The 15,624-nt window shown below is 65.6% G+C and carries 14 protein-coding genes; 10 read left to right on the top strand and 4 right to left on the bottom strand.

Annotated elements, in window-relative coordinates; genetic code table 11:
- The first annotated feature begins 128 nt into the window (after positions 1-128).
- Genes odhB through K410_RS0101915 form a run of 4 tightly spaced genes read left to right on the top strand, consistent with a single transcriptional unit; the run spans position 129 to position 4,204 of the window.
- Positions 129-1,370: a 2-oxoglutarate dehydrogenase complex dihydrolipoyllysine-residue succinyltransferase gene (gene odhB / locus K410_RS0101930; RefSeq protein ID WP_028133269.1), complete on the top strand. Its 1,242-nt coding sequence runs from the start codon at positions 129-131 to the stop codon at positions 1,368-1,370.
- A gap of 52 nt (positions 1,371-1,422) precedes the next feature.
- Positions 1,423-2,184, top strand: a complete 762-nt coding sequence (locus tag K410_RS0101925) for an SDR family oxidoreductase (protein ID WP_155253194.1) — start codon at positions 1,423-1,425, stop codon at positions 2,182-2,184.
- A gap of 56 nt (positions 2,185-2,240) precedes the next feature.
- The gene (gene lpdA, locus K410_RS0101920) at positions 2,241-3,641 is read left to right on the top strand and encodes a dihydrolipoyl dehydrogenase (RefSeq protein WP_028133267.1); all 1,401 of its coding nucleotides are present in this window, start codon (positions 2,241-2,243) and stop codon (positions 3,639-3,641) included.
- Positions 3,642-3,673: 32 nt separating this feature from the next.
- Positions 3,674-4,204 carry a hypothetical protein gene (locus tag K410_RS0101915; RefSeq protein ID WP_028133266.1) on the top strand — a complete coding sequence of 177 codons (531 nt, stop codon included), beginning with the start codon at positions 3,674-3,676 and terminating at the stop codon, positions 4,202-4,204.
- A 174-nt stretch (positions 4,205-4,378) separates the two neighbouring features.
- Here the strand turns inward: K410_RS0101915 and K410_RS0101910 are convergent, their stop codons facing one another.
- Together K410_RS0101910 and K410_RS0101905 are read right to left on the bottom strand one after the other, a co-directional pair.
- The gene (locus K410_RS0101910) at positions 4,379-4,966 is read right to left on the bottom strand and encodes a DUF4337 domain-containing protein (protein ID WP_028133265.1); all 588 of its coding nucleotides are present in this window, start codon (positions 4,964-4,966) and stop codon (positions 4,379-4,381) included.
- A gap of 90 nt (positions 4,967-5,056) precedes the next feature.
- Positions 5,057-6,022 carry a tyrosine recombinase XerC gene (locus K410_RS0101905; protein ID WP_028133264.1) on the bottom strand — a complete coding sequence of 322 codons (966 nt, stop codon included), beginning with the start codon at positions 6,020-6,022 and terminating at the stop codon, positions 5,057-5,059.
- Positions 6,023-6,145: 123 nt separating this feature from the next.
- On the opposite strand from K410_RS0101905, the gene K410_RS0101900 reads away from it, so the two are divergent.
- Entirely contained in the window at positions 6,146-8,356 is a 2,211-nt protein-coding gene (locus K410_RS0101900) for a primosomal protein N' (protein WP_028133263.1), read from the top strand.
- Positions 8,357-8,586: 230 nt separating this feature from the next.
- Here the strand turns inward: K410_RS0101900 and K410_RS0101895 are convergent, their stop codons facing one another.
- Entirely contained in the window at positions 8,587-9,084 is a 498-nt protein-coding gene (locus tag K410_RS0101895) for a septal ring lytic transglycosylase RlpA family protein (RefSeq protein WP_028133262.1), read from the bottom strand.
- A gap of 675 nt (positions 9,085-9,759) precedes the next feature.
- Here K410_RS0101895 and K410_RS0101890 point away from each other — a divergent pair.
- The 5 genes from K410_RS0101890 (at position 9,760) to K410_RS0101870 (ending at position 14,907) form a co-directional block, all read left to right on the top strand.
- Positions 9,760-10,320 carry a F0F1 ATP synthase subunit delta gene (locus tag K410_RS0101890; RefSeq protein WP_028133261.1) on the top strand — a complete coding sequence of 187 codons (561 nt, stop codon included), beginning with the start codon at positions 9,760-9,762 and terminating at the stop codon, positions 10,318-10,320.
- Positions 10,320-11,849, top strand: coding sequence for a F0F1 ATP synthase subunit alpha (gene atpA / locus K410_RS0101885; RefSeq protein WP_028133260.1), 1,530 nt, complete (start codon positions 10,320-10,322; stop codon positions 11,847-11,849). Before K410_RS0101890 ends, atpA begins: the two co-directional genes overlap by 1 nt.
- Before the next feature lie 146 nt (positions 11,850-11,995).
- Positions 11,996-12,868, top strand: coding sequence for a F0F1 ATP synthase subunit gamma (locus K410_RS0101880; RefSeq protein WP_028133259.1), 873 nt, complete (start codon positions 11,996-11,998; stop codon positions 12,866-12,868).
- A gap of 83 nt (positions 12,869-12,951) precedes the next feature.
- Positions 12,952-14,385 carry a F0F1 ATP synthase subunit beta gene (gene atpD, locus K410_RS0101875; RefSeq protein WP_025032831.1) on the top strand — a complete coding sequence of 478 codons (1,434 nt, stop codon included), beginning with the start codon at positions 12,952-12,954 and terminating at the stop codon, positions 14,383-14,385.
- A gap of 114 nt (positions 14,386-14,499) precedes the next feature.
- The gene (locus K410_RS0101870; RefSeq protein WP_028133258.1) at positions 14,500-14,907 is read left to right on the top strand and encodes a F0F1 ATP synthase subunit epsilon; all 408 of its coding nucleotides are present in this window, start codon (positions 14,500-14,502) and stop codon (positions 14,905-14,907) included.
- A gap of 196 nt (positions 14,908-15,103) precedes the next feature.
- Here K410_RS0101870 and K410_RS0101865 read toward each other — a convergent pair whose 3' ends face one another.
- A complete protein-coding gene (locus K410_RS0101865; RefSeq protein WP_028133257.1) occupies positions 15,104-15,604 on the bottom strand; it encodes an RNA pyrophosphohydrolase in 501 nt (166 codons plus the stop codon).
- Positions 15,605-15,624: the final 20 nt, after the last annotated feature.

Below are 15,624 nucleotides of genomic sequence, written 5' to 3'. Positions count from 1 at the left end.
GCGAAGGCGGGGCATCCAGTACTCCGCGGCATTCGTTCTGCTCATCGACGTCACGGCGTACTGGATCGCCCGCCTTCGCGAGCGATGACACATGAATTCAAGACCGCGATCTCCTTAAGGAAAAGACCATGACTGAAATTCGTGTGCCGACGCTCGGCGAATCCGTCACCGAGGCCACCATCGGCCGCTGGTTCAAGAAGGCCGGCGATCCCGTCGCCGTCGACGAGCCCCTGGTGGAGCTCGAGACCGACAAGGTCACCATCGAAGTGCCCGCGCCCTCCGCCGGCACGCTGAGCGAGATCATCGCCGCCGATGGCGCGACCGTTGCGGTCGGCGCGCTGCTCGGCCAGATCACCGAAGGTGCCGGTGCTGCCAAGCCCGCCGCCGCACCAGCGAAACCCGCTGCTGCCCCCGCACCCGCTGCTGCGGCTCCAGCCGCTACCGCTGCCCCGAAGGCGCCGCCGGCCGATGCGCCGCTCGCGCCGTCGGTGCGAAAACTCTCCGCCGAGACCGGCATCGACGCCTCGACCGTTCCGGGCTCCGGCAAGGACGGCCGCGTCACCAAGGGCGACATGCTGGCCGCGATCGAGCGCGCGGCCTCGGCGCCGACCCCGGTCAACCAGCCTGCCGCTGCGGTGCAGGTCCGCGCGCCGTCGCCGGCCGATGACGCCGCCCGCGAAGAGCGCGTCAAGATGACCCGGCTGCGCCAGACCATCGCGCGCCGCCTCAAGGACGTGCAGAACACCGCGGCCATGCTGACGACCTTCAACGAGGTCGACATGACCAACGTCATGGCGCTGCGCGCGCATTACAAGGACGCGTTCGAGAAGAAGCACGGCGCCAAGCTCGGCTTCATGGGCTTCTTCACCAAGGCCGTCGTGCAGGCGCTGAAGGACATCCCGGCCGTCAACGCCGAGATCGACGGCACCGACCTGATCTACAAGAACTATTACCACATCGGCGTCGCCGTCGGCACCGACAAGGGTCTCGTCGTCCCCGTGGTGCGCGACTGCGACCACAAGTCGATCTCCGACATCGAGAAGAGCATCGCCGATTTCGGCCGCCGCGCCCGCGATGGCCAGCTCAAGATCGACGAGATGCAGGGCGGCACCTTCACCATCACCAATGGCGGCATCTACGGCTCGCTGATGTCGACCCCGATCCTGAACGCGCCGCAGTCCGGCATCCTCGGCATGCACAAGATCCAGGAGCGGCCGATGGTCGTCGGCGGCAAGATCGAGGTCCGCCCGATGATGTACCTGGCGCTGTCCTACGACCACCGCGTCATCGACGGCAAGGAAGCCGTCACCTTCCTGGTTCGCGTCAAGGAGAGCCTGGAAGATCCGGCGCGCCTGGTGCTCGATCTCTGATCCCTGATGCTCTGCGAGCGCCGTCGCCATGCGCGACGGCGCGTGTCGAACCATGGAGGCTGATGTGACGGATAAGGTCGTTGTCATCACCGGCGGCAGCCGCGGCATCGGGCGGGCAACCGCGATCGCGGCGGCCGCGCGCGGCTACCGGGTCGTGGTCGGCTATGCCAGCAACAAGAAGGCTGCCGACGAGGTGGTGGCGCAGATCGAGGCCAGCAACGGCAAGGCCGTTGCGGTGAAGTGCGATGTCGCCGAGGAGCGCGACATCATCGACCTGTTCAAGGAGGCCGACAAGTTCGGCACGTTAGGGGCGCTCGTCAACAACGGCGGCATCGTCGGCACCAGCGGCGTGCGCGTCGACGAGATGTCGGCCGAGCGTATCCAACGCGTGCTGGCGGTCAACGTCACGGGTTCGATCCTCTGCGCGCGCGAGGCGGTGAAGCGGATGTCGACCCGGCACGGCGGCGAGGGCGGCGTCATCGTCAATCTGTCGTCGGTCGCCGCCAGGCTCGGCGCGCCCAACACCTATGTCGACTATGCCGCCTCCAAGGGCGCGATCGATTCCTTCACCACTGGCCTCGGCTATGAGGTCGCCGGCGAAGGCATTCGCGTCGCGGGCATTCGCCCCGGCCTGATCGACACCGAGATCCACGCCTCGGGCGGCGAGCCCGACCGGCACCATCGCCTGGCCCATATGGTGCCGATGAAGCGCGTCGGCACCGCCGACGAGATCGCCAACGCCATCCTCTGGCTGATGTCGGACGAGGCCTCCTACATCACCGCAGCCACTCTCGATGTGTCCGGCGGACGCTGACGCGCCGCGCGGACGCTGACACAATCTCATCACGCTAAACTTACGGGACTTCTCTCATGGCTACCTACGATCTCGTCGTCATCGGCACTGGACCTGGCGGTTACGTCTGCGCGGTGCGCGCCAGCCAGCTCGGCATGAAGGTCGCCGTGGTCGAAAAGAACGCCACCCTCGGCGGCACCTGCCTCAATGTCGGCTGCATGCCGTCGAAGGCGCTGCTGCACGCCTCCGAGATGTTCGAGGAAGCCGCGCACTCCTTCGCCAAGATGGGCGTGTCGGTGTCGGCGCCGAAGCTCGATCTGCCGGCGATGATGAACTTCAAGCAGCAGGGCATTGACGGCAACGTCAAGGGCGTCGAGTTCCTGATGAAGAAGAACAAGATCGACGTGCTCAAGGGCACCGGCAAGATCCTCGGCACCGGCAAGGTCGAGGTCTCCGCCGACGGCAAGTCCCAGGTCGTCGAGACCAAGAACATCGTGATTGCGACCGGCTCGGACATCGCGCGGCTCAAGGGCATCGAGATCGACGAGAAGCGGATCGTGTCGTCCACCGGCGCGCTGTCGCTGGACAAGGTCCCCGGCAAGCTCCTGATCGTCGGCGCCGGCGTGATCGGCCTCGAGCTCGGCTCGGTCTGGCATCGTTTGGGCGCCGAAGTCGTCGTGGTCGAATTCCTCGACCGCATCCTGCCCGGCATGGACGGCGAGATCGCCAAGCAATTCCAGCGCATCCTGGAAAAGCAGGGCTTTGCGTTCAAGCTGGGGGCCAAGGTCACCGGCGTCGATACCTCCGGCAAGACGCTGAAAGCGACGGTCGAGCCCGCCGCCGGCGGCGCCGCCGAGACGCTGGAGGCCGACGTCGTGCTCGTCTGCATCGGCCGCGTGCCCTACACCGACGCGCTCGGGCTCAAGGAAGCCGGCGTTGCGCTCGACAATCGCGGCCGCGTGCAGATCGATCCGCACTTCGCCACCAGCGTGAAGGGCGTCTATGCCATCGGCGACGTCGTCGCCGGCCCGATGCTGGCGCACAAGGCCGAGGACGAAGGCGTTGCGGTGGCCGAGATCATCGCCGGCCAGGCCGGCCATGTGAATTACGATGTGATCCCGGGCGTCGTGTATACCTCGCCGGAAGTGTCCTCCGTCGGCAAGACCGAGGAGGAGCTGAAGCAGGCGGGCGTGGCCTATACCGTCGGAAAGTTTCCGTTCACCGCCAATGGCCGCTCCAAGGTCAACCAGACCACTGACGGCTTTGTGAAGATTCTCGCAGATGCGAAGACCGATCGCGTGCTCGGCGTGCACATCATCGGCCGCGAAGCCGGCGAAATGATCCACGAGGCCTGTGTTCTCATGGAGTTCGGCGGCAGTGCGGAAGATCTCGCGCGCACCTGCCACGCGCATCCGACCCGCTCGGAGGCCGTCAAGGAGGCCGCGCTTGCAGTCGGCAAGCGGGCCATCCATATGTAGCCACGCCCGGCGCCGAACCGGGCGGGAAACACATGCTGCGCCGCCTTCTTCAACCGCTCTGGGTCCTGCTTGCGATCATCTTCCTGATCGAAGCCTGGCTGTGGGACCATCTCGAGCCGGTCGTCGCCAGGATCGTCGCGGCCATTCCGCTGGCGCGCTTCAAGCATTGGCTGACGGAGCGCGTCAATGCGCTGTCGCCGGCCATGACGCTGATCGTGTTCGCCGTCCCGGTCGTGCCGCTGTTTCCGCTCAAGCTGGTCGGCCTCTGGCTGCTCGCGCACCAATACTGGACCAGCGCGGTTTTCATGATCGTGTTCGCAAAGCTGGTCGGCGTCGGCGTCACCGCCTTCGTGTTCGACGTGACGCGCCACAAGCTGCTGGAGATGCACTGGTTCGAGCGGATCTACGACCTTGTGCTGAGGATCCGCGCCAAGGCCGCCGAGCTGGTCAACCCGATCAAGCAGCGCATCCGCGAGCTGATCGCCGGCAACGGCGAGGGCTGGTCGTCACGCACGCTGCGCATGATCCGGCGCTTCAGGAAGAGCGTGCATCAGGCGCGGTAGACGGCGGAGGCACGCGCCTTTATCCTCCGTCATTGCGAGCCAACGGGTCCGCGCGAAGCGCGGCCCGATGACAGGCTCCGCGAAGCAATCCAGAATCTTTCCACGGAGGCAGTCTGGATTGCTTCGTCGCAAGGGCTCCTCGCAATGACGCGGTGAGAACCGCGCCTCGACCCCTCAATGCAAATGCAGCAGATGCGGCCACCACAGGCCGAGTGCGGTCATGAACAGGCCGGCGATCGTCAGCACGCCGCTGACGTAAGCCAGCGCGAGCATGCCGGTGATGATGGTGGCCGAGGCCAGCACGATGCCGATCTGGAAGGCGGCCGAGGCCAGCTCGAAGTGATGGTATTTCGCGGTCGCCTCGTCGCGCGCGTGCTCGGCGTGCTTGGCCTTCTCGGCGAGCTGCTCGGTGCCTTCGCCGGTCTCGGGCTCGGAGCGGTAGCGTGCCGCCGTTCTGGTCCAGTCGTCGATCTGCTTCTGCACGGCGGGCTTCTGGGCCTCGTCGGCGGCGGCGAGCGCGAGCTTGCCCTGCTCGGCTGCGGTCACCATCACGGTGCGGCGGATGCTCTTGGCCTGGAAGAACGCCCAGAGATTGGCGGCCTCGACGTTCTTGCTGATCGATTCGGTCTGCGCGCCCTTGCCGAGCGTCTCCGAGATCGCAAGAAATAATGCCAGCACCGCGATCAGGAGCGCGATCTTCTTGTTCGAGCCGGACGCGTGCTCGGCGTGCTCGGCATGCTCCATGCTTTCGTGTGCGCCCATGATGTCTCTCCTGTCTCGGTTCCGCAACGATTGAACCAACCGCGCGGCCGGCGCAAGAGGCACGCGAGCTATGACAGCTTCATGTCAGTATCAGCGCCGGGGATGCGCGCTCGCATAGACTTCGAGCAGGCGCTCGGAATCGATGCCGGTATAGACCTGCGTGGTCGACAGCGAGGAATGGCCGAGCAATTCCTGGATGGCGCGCAAGTCGCCGCCGCGCGAGAGCAGATGCGTGGCGAAGGAATGGCGCAGCGCGTGCGGGGTGGCGCTGTCGGGCAGGCCGAGCGCGCCGCGCAGCCGCTCCATCGCGAGCTGGATGATGCGCGGGCTCAAGGGCCCGCCGCGCGCGCCGACGAATATCGGGCCCTCCGCCGGCAGCGGATAAGGGCACATCGAAGCGTACTCCTGCACCAGCTCCAGCACGTTCTGCAGCACCGGCACCATGCGGGTCTTGTTGCCCTTGCCGGTGACGACCAGCACGTCGCCTTCGCCGGGACGCGGCACCTCGCGGCGCTTCAGGCCGAGCGCTTCGGAGATGCGCAGGCCCGAGCCGTACAGCAGCGCCATCACCGCAGCATCGCGCACGAGGATCCAGGTCTCGCGGTCCTCGCCGGCGCGCTCGTCGGCATCGGCCAGACGTTTTGCGGAGGCCATCGGCAGCGGCTTCGGCAGGCTCTTCGCCACCTTCGGCGCACGGATCGCGGAGAGTGCGCCGACCTTGCCCTTGCCTTCGCGCTCGAGGAAGCGGCCGAACGAGCGCAAGCCCGCCAGCGCACGCATCAGGCTGCGGCCGGCGATGTCGTCGGCCCTGCGCATCGCCATGAAGGCGCGCACGTCGGTGGCTTCCAGCGCGGCGAAACGCTCGAGCGTGACGCGCTCGCCCCAATGGGCACAGAGGAAATCCAGGCATTGCCGCAAGTCGCGGCCATAGGCTTCCAGCGTCTTCGGCGACAGCCGCCGCTCGGCGCCGAGATGCGACAGCCAGCGCGTCATCTCCTGCGCGATCGAGGGATCGGCGCTGGCGAGCTCGATTTTTGGTGCGGCGGCTTTGCTCATGCGCTCTGGACGGAATGATTCCGCACAGTATATCGCATCACACTCGTTTATCGTTCGCTAAGGCGGCCCCGGGACGCTAGCCTTCACACCCCCGGGTTCCGATTCTCCCTGCAAAGACCGTTGATGGATCATTCGTCGCGCAGCAACGCCGCCCCCACCAACGCGACCGGCATGGTCGACGTGCTGGTGCCGGTCGCGCTCGACCAGACCTACTCCTACAAGGTGCCGCGCGGCATGGAGCTGAAGGCGGGCGATCTCGTCGGTGTGCCGCTCGGGCCGCGCGAGGTGCTCGCGGTGGTCTGGGGCGAGAACGCCAATCCGGATCCGCGCCTGCACAACCGGCTCAAGGAGGTCAGCGAGAAGCTCGACATCCCGCCGCTCAAGCCGGAGCTGCGCCAGGTGGTCGACTGGGTCGCCAATTACACGCTGAGCCCGCGCGGCATGGTGCTGCGCATGTGCCTGCGGATGGGCGACAATCTCGGTCCGGAGCGGATACGTCCCGGCGTGCGCCTGACCGGCGCGCCGCCGAAGCGGCTGACGCCGGCGCGCCAGCGCGTGATCGAGCTGCTGTCGGACCGGCTGCTGCACGGCAAGTCGGAAGCCGCCAAGGAGGCCGGCGTCTCCTCAGGCGTGATCGACGGTCTCGTCGACGAAGGCACGCTCACGGTCGAGCCGATGCCGCCGCCGGCGCCGCCCCCGGCGCCCGATCCGGATTTCGGCCGGCCGGATTTTTCCCCGCTGCAGCGGGCCGGCGTGGATGCGATGCGCGCGCTCGCCGCCAACGGCACCTTCCACGTCGCGCTGCTCGACGGCGTCACCGGCTCGGGCAAGACCGAGGTCTATTTCGAGGCCGTCGCGGAAACCATCCGCCGCGGCAGGCAATCGCTGATCCTGATGCCGGAGATCGCGCTCACCGGACAGTTTCTCGATCGCTTCGCGCAGCGCTTCGGCGTGCGGCCGATCGAATGGCATTCCGAGCTCACCCCGCGCACGCGCGCGCGCAATTGGGCGGCGATCTCTGGCGGCACCGCGCCGGTCGTGGTCGGGGCGCGCTCGGCGCTGTTCCTGCCTTACGCCGATCTCGGCCTGATCGTGGTCGATGAAGAGCACGACCAGGCCTACAAGCAGGACGAGGGCGTGCATTATCACGCCCGCGACATGGCGGTGGTGCGCGGGCACATCGCCAAGATCCCGGTGGTGCTGGCCTCGGCGACGCCGTCGGTCGAGTCCGAGGTCAATGCGCGCAAGAACCGTTATCAGCGCATCGCGCTGCCCTCGCGCTTCGGCGGCCAGCACATGCCGCATATCGAGGCCATCGACATGCGCCGCGAGCCGCCCGCGCGCGGCCGCTTCATCTCGCCGCGGCTGGCCGGCGAGATCAGGACCGCAATCGAGCGGCGCGAGCAGGCGCTGCTATTCCTCAATCGCCGCGGCTATGCGCCGCTGACGCTGTGCCGGACCTGCGGCCATCGCTTCGCCTGCACCGTCTGCGATGCCTGGCTGGTCGATCACCGCTTCCGCCAGCGCCTCGTCTGTCACCATTGCGGCTTCTCGATGCCGCGCCCGCACATCTGTCCGAACTGCTCGGCCGAGGAATCGCTGGTTGCGGTCGGGCCGGGCGTCGAGCGCCTGCAGGAAGAGGCGGCCGCGCTGTTTCCGCAGGCGCGCACCATGGTGCTGTCGAGCGATCTCGTCACCTCGATCGAGACGATGCGAAGCGAGCTCGCCGAGATCGCGGAGGGCCGCGTCGACATCATCATCGGCACGCAGCTGGTGGCAAAAGGGCATAATTTTCCGCGGCTCAACCTGGTCGGCGTGGTCGATGCCGATCTCGGCCTGTCCAACGGCGATCCGCGCGCGGCGGAGCGCACTTGGCAATTGCTCAACCAGGTGATCGGCCGTGCCGGCCGCGAGCAGGGCCGCGGCGTCGGCTATCTCCAGACCCACCAGCCCGACCATCCCGTGATGAAGGCGCTGATCGCCTGCGACCGCGAGGCCTTCTACGACAGCGAGATCGAGCTGCGCGAGAAGACGCTGTATCCGCCGTTCGGACGGCTCGCCAGCCTGATCATCTCCGCCGGCGACCGCCCCAGCGCCGAAGGTTTTGGCCGCAAGCTGGCGACGCTGGCGCCGCGCGACGAGCGCGTCGTGGTGCTCGGCCCCGCCGAAGCGCCGCTCGCCGTGATCAAGGGCCGCTACCGCTTCCGCATCCTGGTCAAATCGGCGCGCAATTTCGACCTGTCGGATTACTTGCGCAACTGGCTCGCGGTCTGCCCGAAGCCATCGGGCAATCAGAAGCTCGAAGTCGACGTCGACCCGCAGAGCTTTTTGTAAGCGCCACTGTCACCAAATGCTTGGTCGTCATTCCGGGCGCGACGAAGTCGCGAGCCCGGAATCCATTCCTCCACCAACTCTGCCGCGCGATGGATTCCGGGGCTCGCGCTACGCGCGCCCCGGAATGACAGAAAGTAAAAAAGCCCGCGGTCCCCCAAGACCGCGGGCTTGTTTCAGGCGCGCATCAAATTGATGGAAACTGCGCGTTGACGTGAGGCGCGGCTGGCGCCTTAGGAGACGACTTCCGCGGTGACGCGGCCGACGCCGCGACTGGTGAGGCCGATGGCGCGGGCGGCACCCGTGGAGAGGTCGAGAACCCGGCCGCGGATGAACGGGCCGCGATCATTGATGGTGACGACGACGCTCTGGCTGCCATGGGTGACGCGCAGCTTGGTGCCGAACGGCAACGAGCGGTGCGCCGCGGTCATGGCGTTCTGGTTGAAGCGCTGGCCCGAGGCAGTCTTGCTGCCGGACTCGTTGCCGTAAAAGGAGGCCATGCCGGAAAAGCTGCGGCCGCTGCCCGAGGTCGGATTCATCGACGCATTGGCGTTGCGCCAATCGGAGCTCGCATTGGTGTCGGCCTGGGCGTGGTGACGGTGATGATGCTTGTGGTGGCGGGATTTGGCGGAAGCTTCGGTGGCAGTTCCACCGATCAGGAGAGTTGCGGCAACGAAAGCGATCGCCGTACGCGGCCGGGTCACGAAGCCCAGCGTCTTCAAAGACAGCATTTATTGGTCCCTAAGCTAGTATTGCCACATATGTGGCAAGTGGAGCCCCCATCAATTTGTGAGCGGTCTGGCGTTTCGATTCCCAATGCGGCGTGAATTGGGCAGTAAATCCGTTCTGTGTCGTCATGAAACATCTTGTTACTCGAACAAGATATTCATCTCATGTTTCCTAATCTTCGCCTTTAACGATTTATTAACCTACGGATTACTTTCGAATACTGTAAAGCGAAGTTATCCCTTCCGGCGTTTAGAATTGGGTAAGTATTCGGCGAGTGAAGCTGTCGGTGCGGGATTCACGGCTCAGCGATCCGTGTTCATGGCCGCTATGCACTGGGGGCAGGAACCAATCCGGGCAGAGCGGCGAACCCCGCCAATTCCGCGACCGGGAAGATCGCCATCCAAGTGCTTGATCGAGTCCTGCTCCGATCGCCGCACCGGACAAGAGATGTGGCAGCGTGCGACGAACTGGCGACAGAACCTCGTGCCTTTAATTTGGCGTCATGTTGCACCTGCGCGCCTGCTATGTTAGCAAAGCCGCGATTTTAACGAGCCCGGCACGTCCCGTGCTGGTCGAAAATCGAAGTCCCGCTTGAATTCCAAGGGCTTGGATCGCTAGGCGCCGCTTCGTGGCGACGGTTTTTCCCTTGCGAGTTTGACAGCAAAAAGAGCGCGTCTGTGGCTGCAGAAGATACCTCCGTTTCCGGTGTGTCCGGCCGTTATGCAACGGCCTTGTTCGACCTGGCCCGCGATCAGAAAGTGGTCGACGAGGTCAAAGCCGATCTCGAGAAATTCGAGGCCCTGCTGAACGAGAGCGCCGATCTGAAGCGTCTCGTCCGTAGCCCGGTGTTCGCCGCCGACGCCCAGTCCAGGGCCCTGTCGGCCGTGCTGGCCAAGGCCGGCATCGCCGGCATCTCCGCCAATTTCCTCAAAGTGCTGACCGCCAACCGCCGCCTGTTCGTGGTGGCGGACGTCATTCGCGGCTACCGCGCCCTCGTCGCCAAGTTCAAGGGCGAGACGACGGCCGACGTCACGGTGGCGGAAGCACTCTCTGACAAGAATCTCGACGCCCTCAAGGTTGCCCTGAAGTCGGTGACCGGCAAGGACGTCGCGCTGAACGTGAAAGTCGATCCCGCGATCATCGGTGGCCTCGTCGTCAAGCTGGGCAGCCGCATGGTCGATGGTTCGCTTCGCACCAAACTCAATTCGATCAAGCACGCGATGAAAGAGGCAGGCTGATGGACATCCGCGCCGCGGAAATTTCCGCGATCCTCAAGGACCAGATCAAGAATTTCGGCCAGGAAGCTGAAGTCTCCGAAGTCGGACAGGTGCTGTCCGTCGGCGACGGTATCGCCCGCGTCTACGGTCTGGACAACGTCCAGGCCGGTGAAATGGTCGAGTTCGAGAACGGCACCCGCGGCATGGCGCTGAACCTCGAAACCGACAACGTCGGCGTCGTTATTTTCGGTGCCGACCGCGAGATCAAGGAAGGCCAGACCGTCAAGCGCACCCGCGCCATCGTGGACGCGCCGGTCGGCAAGGGCCTGCTCGGCCGCGTCGTCGACGCGCTCGGCAACCCGATCGACGGCAAGGGCCCGATCCAGGCCGACAAGCGCATGCGCGTCGACGTCAAGGCGCCCGGCATCATTCCGCGCAAGTCGGTGAGCGAGCCGATGGCGACCGGCCTCAAGGCGATCGACGCCCTGATCCCGATCGGCCGCGGCCAGCGCGAGCTGATCATCGGCGACCGCCAGACCGGCAAGACCGCGATCGCGCTCGACACCATCCTGAACCAGAAGCCGCTCAACGCGCAGCCCGACGAGAACATCAAGCTGTACTGCGTCTACGTCGCGGTCGGCCAGAAGCGCTCCACGGTTGCCCAGTTCGTCAAGGTGCTGGAAGAGCAGGGCGCGCTCGAATACTCGATCGTCGTCGCCGCCACCGCCTCGGATCCGGCGCCGATGCAGTACATCGCGCCGTTCACCGGCTGCACCATGGGCGAGTACTTCCGCGACAACGGCATGCACGCCGTCATCATCTATGACGACCTTTCGAAGCAGGCCGTCGCCTATCGCCAGATGTCGCTGCTGCTGCGTCGCCCGCCGGGCCGCGAAGCTTATCCCGGTGACGTGTTCTATCTGCACTCCCGCCTGCTCGAGCGCGCGGCGAAGCTGAACAAGGACCAGGGCTCGGGCTCGCTGACGGCGCTGCCGGTCATCGAAACCCAGGCCAACGACGTGTCGGCCTACATCCCGACCAATGTCATCTCGATCACCGACGGCCAGATCTTCCTGGAAACCGACCTGTTCTTCCAAGGCATCCGTCCCGCGGTGAACGTCGGTCTGTCGGTGTCGCGCGTCGGCTCCTCGGCGCAGACCAAGGCCACCAAGAAGGTCGCCGGCAAGATCAAGGGCGAGCTCGCGCAGTACCGCGAAATGGCGGCGTTCGCGCAGTTCGGCTCCGACCTGGACGCCTCGACCCAGCGCCTGCTCAACCGCGGCTCGCGCCTGACCGAGCTGTTGAAGCAGCCGCAGTTCTCGCCGCTGAAGATGGAAGAACAGGTCTGCGTGATCTGGGCCGGCACCAACGGCTATCTCGATCCGCTCCCGCTCAACAAGGTGCGCGCCTTCGAGGACGGCCTGCTCTCGCTGCTGCGCGGCAAGCACGTCGACATCCTCAACGCGATCCGCGACAGCCGCGACCTCTCCGACGACGTTGCTGCGAAGCTGAAGTCGGTGGTCGAAGGCTTTGCGAAGAGCTTCGCTTAATTGAAGCGCCGTCATGGCCGGGCTTCCGCCCGGCCATCCACGCGCTGCGTGGAGACGAAGACGTGGATGCCCGGGACGAGCCCGGGCATGACGACAGAGATAGGCTAGCGGCTTGATCCGAGCGATCGAACCGTCGGGGACGAAGAATGGCGTCACTTAAAGACATGCGCGTCCGCATCGCCTCCACCAAGGCGACGCAGAAGATCACCAAGGCCATGCAGATGGTCGCAGCCTCCAAGCTGCGCCGCGCACAGACCGCCGCGGAAGCGGCGCGTCCCTATGCCGACAAGATGAGCGCGGTGATCTCCAACATCGCCAGCGCCGCGGCGGGCTCGCCCGGCGCACCGGTGCTGCTGGCCGGCACCGGCAAGGACCAGGTCCACCTGCTGCTGGTCTGCACCGGCGAGCGCGGCCTGTCCGGCGCCTTCAACTCCTCCATCGTGCGTCTCGCCCGCGAGCGCGCCCTGGCGCTGATGGCGCAGGGCAAGGACGTGAAGTTCTTCTGCGTCGGACGCAAGGGCTACGAGCAGCTGCGCCGCCAGTTCGACAAGCAGATCGTCGAGCACATGGACCTGCGCAGCGTCCGCCAGCTCGGCTTCGTCAATGCCGAGGAGATCGCCCGGAAGGTGCTGGCGCGTTTCGACAACGGCGAGTTCGACGTCTGCACGCTGTTCTATTCGCGCTTCAAGTCGGTGATCGCGCAGATCCCGACCGCCCAGCAGATCATTCCGCTGGTGGTCGAGGAGGGCGGTGCCGCCAACACGACGTCCTACGAATACGAGCCGGAAGAGGACGAGATTCTCACCCGCCTGCTGCCGCGCAACCTCGCGGTCCAGATCTTCCGCGCGCTGCTCGAGAACAACGCCTCGTTCTACGGCGCGCAGATGAGCGCGATGGACAACGCGACGCGCAACGCCGGTGAGATGATCCGCAAGCAGACGCTGGTCTACAACCGCACGCGTCAGGCGCAGATCACCAAGGAACTGATCGAAATCATCTCGGGCGCCGAGGCCGTCTGACCAGGACGCTTCAGCACCCATTACACGCAACATCCCGGTCACGCTGACCGCGGTTTAGAAGTTCGGATCGAAGGAGACATTCAATGGCAGCCCAGGTCGGTCGCGTCACCCAGGTCATCGGCGCCGTCGTCGACGTGCAGTTCGAAGGCCACCTCCCGGCCATTCTCAATTCGCTCGAGACCAAGAACGGCGGCAACCGTCTGGTGCTCGAAGTCGCCCAGCATCTCGGCGAGTCCACCGTCCGCACCATCGCGATGGACACCACCGAAGGTCTGGTCCGCGGCCAGGAAGTGACCGACACCGGCGCTCCGATCCGCGTTCCCGTCGGTGAAGGCACGCTCGGCCGCATCATCAACGTCATCGGCGAGCCGATCGACGAAGCCGGTCCGGTCAAGACCGAAGGCCTGCGCGCCATCCACCAGGAAGCGCCGACCTACACCGACCAGTCCACCGAAGCCGAAATTCTCGTCACCGGCATCAAGGTCGTCGACCTGCTCGCGCCCTACGCCAAGGGCGGCAAGATCGGCCTGTTCGGCGGCGCCGGCGTCGGCAAGACCGTGCTGATTCAGGAGCTGATCAACAACGTCGCCAAGGCGCACGGTGGTTACTCCGTGTTCGCCGGCGTCGGCGAGCGCACCCGCGAAGGCAACGACCTCTATCACGAGTTCATCGAATCCAAGGTCAACGCCGATCCGAAGAACCCCGATCCGAGCGTGAAGTCGAAGTGCGCGCTGGTGTTCGGCCAGATGAACGAGCCGCCCGGCGCCCGCGCCCGCGTCGCGCTCACGGGTCTGACCATCGCGGAAGACTTCCGCGACAAGGGCCAGGACGTGCTGTTCTTCGTCGACAACATCTTCCGCTTCACCCAGGCCGGCTCGGAAGTGTCGGCGCTGCTCGGTCGTATTCCTTCGGCGGTGGGTTATCAGCCGACGCTGGCCACCGACATGGGCGCGCTGCAGGAGCGCATCACCACCACGCAGAAGGGCTCGATCACCTCGGTGCAGGCCATCTACGTTCCGGCCGACGACTTGACCGACCCGGCGCCCGCGACCTCGTTCGCGCATCTTGACGCGACCACGACGCTGTCGCGCTCGATCGCCGAAAAGGGCATCTACCCGGCGGTGGACCCGCTCGACTCGACCTCGCGCATGCTCTCCCCGCTGGTCGTCGGCGAGGAGCATTACGCGGTCGCCCGTCAGGTCCAGCAGGTGCTGCAGCGCTACAAGGCGCTTCAGGACATCATCGCCATTCTCGGCATGGACGAGCTTTCGGAAGAGGACAAGCTGACCGTGGCTCGCGCCCGCAAGGTCGAGCGCTTCATGTCGCAGCCGTTCCACGTCGCCGAAATCTTCACGGGCTCGCCGGGCAAGTTCGTCGACCTCGCCGACACCATCAAGGGCTTCAAAGGCCTCGTGGAAGGCAAGTACGACCACCTGCCGGAAGCCGCCTTCTACATGGTCGGCACCATCGAAGAAGCCGTCGAGAAGGGCAAGAAGCTGGCGGCGGAAGCCGCCTAAGCTTCCTCATCTCGTCATCGCCGGGCTTGACCCGGCGATCCATCAAAGAGAATTTTGATGGATGGACCCGCGGGTCGAGCCCGCGGGTGACAAGCGGAAAACAACGGATAGCCCATGGCCACCTTCCACTTCGATCTCGTCTCTCCGGAAAAGCTCGCCTTCTCGGGCGAGGTCGACCAGGTCGACATCCCCGGCGTCGAGGGTGACTTCGGCGTGCTGGCAGGGCATGCGCCGGTCGTGGCGGCGATCCGCCCCGGCATTCTCACGATCACCACCGGCGGCAAGCACGAGAAGATCATCGTGCTCGGCGGCATCGCCGAGGTCTCCGAAAAGGGCCTGACCGTGCTCGCCGACGTCGCGACGTCGCTGGCCGAGCTCGATCGTGCCCAGTTCGCCGAGACGATCGCGGAGATGGAAGAGAGCCTGAAGGAGCACGAAGGCGGCGAGCTCGATCACGCCATCGAGCGGCTCGACCACTTCAAGAGCATCCAGCATCAGCTCAACGCGACGGCTATGCACTAAGCCCCGGGGCACCACTCCGGGGCTCAGGTCTGAAATTCCTGAACAGGTTCAGCGCTCGTCACCGACCGTGGCGGGCGCTGAAACTTTGTTGACCGAGAGATGAGGGTCTCTCACACGCGCAGCCGCAAATGGCCGGCCGAAATCCTCCAACGATTTCAACCCCGTTCTACTGTGCATGGGGTTGTTTTCGCGGTTTTCAGTTTGCGAAGGGCGCAAACTGGCCGGCCACTGCGCGATAGACCTCGCGCCGAAACGGCACCACGATGTCGGCGACGCGGTCGAGGCGCTCCCAGCGCCAGGCGTCGAACTCGGCGGGCTGGCCGTTGCGCGGCGTCAGCGGGTCGATCTCGTCATCCGTGCCGGTGAAGCGCAGCGCGAACCACTTTTGACGCTGGCCGCGGAATTTCGCCAGGCGATGCGTCTGCGGTCCGTCGTAGGGCGGGAATTCGTAAGTGTACCAATCGGTCTCGCCGAGATAGTCCGCGCTGACGACGCTGGTCTCCTCCCAGAGCTCGCGCATCGCCGCGTCGCGCAGGTTCTCGCCCTCGTCGACGCCGCCCTGCGGCATCTGCCAGTCGAGGCCAGGCAGGATGATCTCGGGCCCGTCGCCCTTGAAGCGGTGGCCGATAAGCACGCGGCCATCGGCATTGAACAGCGCGATCCCCACATTGGGGCGGTAGGGCTTTTCAGTCGTCACGCGCAATCTCTCATCATCGT

The organism is Bradyrhizobium sp. 22, from assembly GCF_000482425.1.
GTDB classification, from domain to species: domain Bacteria; phylum Pseudomonadota; class Alphaproteobacteria; order Rhizobiales; family Xanthobacteraceae; genus Bradyrhizobium; species Bradyrhizobium japonicum_B.
This window is presented reverse-complemented; position numbering and strand designations above follow the sequence as displayed.